Source organism: Snodgrassella sp. CS2, assembly GCF_050310315.1.
Classification (GTDB): domain Bacteria; phylum Pseudomonadota; class Gammaproteobacteria; order Burkholderiales; family Neisseriaceae; genus Snodgrassella; species Snodgrassella alvi_E.
Map to the genome: position 1 here is coordinate 1 of NZ_JBNPBA010000019.1, position 5,040 is coordinate 5,040.

Annotated in this window: 1 protein-coding gene; it reads right to left on the minus strand. The window is 51.6% G+C overall.

Going from position 1 to position 5,040, the window contains the following annotated elements; translation table 11 throughout:
- A partial coding sequence (locus tag ACQP6D_RS10945; protein ID WP_427858223.1) for a hemagglutinin repeat-containing protein occupies window positions 1–5,040 on the minus strand: 5,040 nt, incomplete at both ends.

A 5,040-nucleotide genomic window follows, 5' to 3' on the forward strand; every position in this document is an offset into this window, starting at 1 on the left:
CTGCCATGGCGTTGACGCGCGCGTTTTTGCTTTCGCCTATGCGATTTACGGCGGTGCTGGCTGTTTGGATGGCATTGACTATGGGTACGTTGACGGCTACGGTAAGGCCGCTTTTTTCGAAGGTATGGATGTTGTCTCGGCTGTACTGGTCTTCGGCTGCGTTGATGTCTATCTGTTTGGCTATGATGTTTACGTTACCTTGCGGGGAAGAGACGCTGCTGCCGGTTTGGGTATAGTGGTTGCCGGCTACAATGGTGGTGTCTCCGTTGAGGCTGCCAACGCTGCTGCCGCTGTGGATGGTGCGGCGGCTGGTGGTGTCATCGGTTTCTTTCTGTTTCCCGATGCTAAAGCCGATGCCGCCACTGCCCATTAGGCCGGATTTGGTTTCTTTGTGGTATTCCTGATCTTGATACTGGTTGGACGCCGCTGTGATGTTAACATCCTGGCCGGCTTTCAGCACTGTGCCATTATCGGAGATGATGTTGCTGCCACGGATGTTAATATCTTGATCACTACTGATGCTGACTTTGGCGCCGGTGATATTGCTGCCTACAGCTTCATCATAGTTGGCCCGCGATTGGTCAAGACTGGTTTTTTTGGACATTAGGCCGCTGGATTTGATGTAGACGGAGTGGTCTAGCTCGGTCTGTTGACGCCCTTCTATGATATTGACACCGTTTTTGCCGTGCAGGCTGACGTTGCCGTTTTCGCTGTTGATGTCGCCCTGCCGGATGTTGAGCTGGTCTGCAGCCTGTATTTGTATATCACCGGCAGCACTGATGCTGGTGCCGTTTTCGTTTTGATAATGGTTTATCCAGTGGTTTTTGTCGCTGCTGCTGCCGTCTGTCATGTCACGGCGGGTAGTAACGGTATTGAGGTCGATGCTACCGGCACTGCTGCTGAGCTGTGTTGTGCCATTATCTGCATTGTTGACGATGCTGGCGCCACGGGTAGTGATGCCGTGGGTACCGGCTACGCTGAGAACAGCGTCTTTGTCTCCGGTGACATACAGCCCAGCGGTGCGGTCGATAACGGTACCACCGTTGCGTTCATCGCCATAGCTGGCTGTGGTGGTGTTGAGGTTGATTTTATCGGCCTTGAGGCTGAGTAGGTCTTTACCTACTGCGGATCCGCCGTTGAAATTGATGCTGTCACTGGCGGTAAGGGCTACTTTGCTGCCGCTAAGCATGCCACTATTGTTGATATTCTGTGCCCCCAGACTGAGGATGTTCTGGCCGGCAATGCTGCCCTGATTGTTGATGTTGCCACTGTTCTGCAGGTTGATGTTGTGCGCACTGATTAGTGCGCCGGCTGTGGTCACGTCGTTATCACGTACTTTCAGGTAGATTCTGGGTACGAGTACGGTCTGCTGGCTGCCATCGGCCAGGGTGACGGTCTGGTTGACCAGCCACACCATGTCGCTGGTAAGCTGTGCCATTTGCTCGGCACTTAATGCAACACCGGGGGTGATGTGAAACTGCTGTGCAAAGCTGATGCCGGCATTCATGAGTGCTTTGTACTGCTCTTCGTCATTACTGTAGCCTTCCAGCCGGCGGTAGCCGGTAAGCTGCGCTATCTGTTCGTTTATCAGTTTTTGTTCGTAATAGCCATCACCCAGCCGTTTTTGCATTCTGTCTGGATTCTGCCCTAATGCGCTGAGCATGTAGTCGCTGCCGAGCCATTTTTTCATGTTGGTGAACGCTGGATCGGTTTCAACTAAATAGCCGCTGTTGGTGGGATTGATGTGGTACAGGCTGCTGTTGGGCAAGTTGGTATTGAAGCGGCTGAGACTTTGGATGCTTTGGTTGTGGTTTTCTGTCTGTGTCTGCGCTTTATCCTGTGGTTGCAGCTGATTGCCTGTTTTTGCCTGTTCGGCTTTGCCTTGATTGGCACTGATGCCGGCATGTTGCTGTACAACGCTTACTGGTGTGTCAAATTCATGGCTGGTTATGATGGTTTCGTTATATGGCTTTTCGCCTGTTTTTTTAATTTTACCGGAGCCCAGTTTGGGATTTTTATATTTGTATCCGCCCTGTTGACCATGATTTTCAACCCGCTGCTGGCCTTTGGTTTCTTGGTTTTCCAGATTGAGGCTGTCACCACCGGTCAGATTGCCACCGATGATGATACGGCTGTTGTTATTGACCCAGTGTTCGCCACTGATGGTTAGGTCGCCGCCGATGATGATTTCTGCTGGCTGGCTTTCGGTGACACGCTGTTTGTAGGTATCACTTTTATAGTCCCACCATTTTACGTCTTTAGCTGAGTATTTTTTCCATTTTTTATTGGTGCCGTCATTGAATTTGAAACTGAGTTCTTTTTTTCCTTTTTTGAATTTTCCATCCACACCATCTACCCAGATTGCTGGATTGCCTTTTTCTTGTATCTGGAAGATTTTTTTACTGTTGTCGAGATATTCTTCTACAGCAAAATGATTATTCAGATTCTGTAGTTGCCGTACGGCGATGTTGCCATTTCCCTGCGCTTCGATGCGCGCGCTGCTGTTGAGCAGATTATCTGCCATGCCCACAGCCTGATGCTGTTGGTTTAGGCTGCCACCGATGGCGATGTCACCCTCGCTGGAAAGCAGGACGTGTTCTTTGTTAATGATATCAGTTGCACCAATGTCCAGCCGCTGGCGTGCGGCTATCACTGCTGCTTTGGTTTCGGTGCCGCTGGTTTCTTCCTGATTGTATAAATCATGGCTGCCAATGGCGACATGGTTGCCATAGATGCGGCCGGTGCCGATGTTGTTGATGCTGTTTCCGGACTGTACTAGTGTGGTGCCGTTGCTGTTTATCAGGCCACGGTTGGTGATTTTGCTTTGTGCCTGTAATTCAGTTTGGTTGTTGCTCTGAATGGTGCCGCTGGCCTGATTGTCGATATCTGCTGCCTGCAGACGCACGCTGTCGCCGCCACTAAGGGTATGGCTGTTGCTGATCGTCCCTTGGCTGCTGATAGTCAGGTTGTGACCGGCGGTGATGTCTGCATCGACGCTGAAGTTATCTGTTAATGCGATTTCTGCATCGTGGCCGGCGGCAATGGTGCCCGGGTTATTCAGATTTTGTGCTTGCAGGGTAAGATTCTGGCCGGCAATGATTTGTCCGTTCTGGCTGTTATCTATTTGCAAGGCGTTACCGCTGATATAAACGTCTTTTTGCGAGCTAATCTGTCCCTGCTGGTTGTTCAGGCTTTGGTTGATGCTGGTGCGCGTTTCTCCATTGGCACGTATGGCTCCGTGGTTGTTATTTAGTGTGTCAGCATTAATTTTAATGTTTTCTGCGTCTACTGTGCCTTGTTGGTTATTGAATCCGCTGCTGTGAATTTCTGCTTGCTGTGCAGCACTGATTTTACCCGCTGTGTTATCGATATTACTGGCTTGAATGGTGAGCTGACCATTGCTGCCTATCTGGCCGGTATGGTTATTAAGCTGATTGGTTACGGTAAGCTGCTGAGCGTTGACGCTGCGAATAGCCCCCAGCTGATTATTTACGCTATCCGCTTTCAGTTGCAGACTGTCACTATCGATGGAGCCACTATTGTTATTTAGGTTGGCCGTTTGTATTTCAGCCGCACCTCCACTCCATAACTGCCCGCCTTTGCTATTATCAATTTGCCCACTACTGTGTATCTGCAGTTGTTTCTGTGCCGCTATGACGCCGCTATCACTGTTGTCGGTGTTCTCTGCCTCTATGGCTATTTGTTCCGTCGACTGGATCCGGCCTTTGCGGTTGTCCAGTTCTTTGCCTGTGTACTGGAACGGTCCGCTGCTGCTGATTTCACCACTGCGGTTATCCAGCCGGCCTGTGATGATGCGGGCTTCGCCGGTGTTGAGTTTTCCTTGCTGGTTGTCGAGTAGTTCGCCGCTTACTTGTAATTTGTTTAGGTTGAGGGTGCCACGGTTGGTCAGGCCGTTATGTGCGTTTAGGTCGATGCCACCATTGGCAATTATTTGGCCGTTGTCGTTGAGAATTTCTTGTTCGCTGATGATTTGGCCGCTGGCAAATTGTTTTGGGGTGCCCGCCGCTGCTTCGGTCTGGCCTGCGCCTGTGGCACTGGTCGGTACGGGGGTATCCTGGTTTTCTGCCGGTTTCTGCGGCCTGGCTGGCTGTTCTGTTGTGGCGGATTCGCTGCTGTTGCTGGTTGGGGGTTCTGATGGTGCATAACCGATCAGGCTGTTGCTGCTGTTATTCAGTTTATCCAGATCCAGTTTCAGGCTTTGCTGGCCGCTCTGGATGATTTTGCCCTGCTGGTTGTGGATGCTGCCGCTGCTGATGTCAAGCCGGCCGCCGTTGATTTCGCCCTGATTGCTCAGTAGCTGCCGGTTGCGGATGTTTAATTCGTCAGCACTGGTGATTAAACCGCTGTTGTCTAGCTGCTGGCTTTGTAATTGCATTTTGCCTTGGCTGGACAGGGTGCCGCTGTTGCGGATGCTGTCTGCATGTATGGCTGCTGTGGCCTCTTCTGCGGCGCTACTGTTTTTATCTGCGGCAACGATGCTGCCGCTGTTGCTCAGTTTGCCATCGGCACTGATGCTGACGCCTCCGGCTCCGGCAAAGATTTGGCCGGCATTGTTGATGCCGACGCCTTTGTCGTTGCTGATTAGTACGATTTTGCCGGCATACATGCCACCTAGGCTGCTGCTGTCTATGGCTATGCTTTGTTTGTCCGATATATTGTTGTTTACGTTGGCGGTGATCTGCCCTTGGGCATTGATGTCATTACTGCCGGTACTGATGTTGAGTTTATTTGCCCAGATGCCGGCATTGATTTGCGCTGCTTTGGACAGGATGTTGGTGTAATCGCTGCCGCTTGTGTCCAGCCCCTGTCCGTTGATGCTGATGTCGCCTCCCCGTACCTGAAAGCCGTCCAGGCTGCCGTTATTGAGTACGGGTCTGCCGGTGGTTAGGGTGACGCCGGCAGCATTGATAAAGCCGCCGCCATTGACGCTGATGCCAGACGGATTGGCCATGATGACTTCGGCTCGTCGGCCGGCTACTTCGATGTAGCCGTTGAGCCGGCTGGGATTGCTGCTGTTGA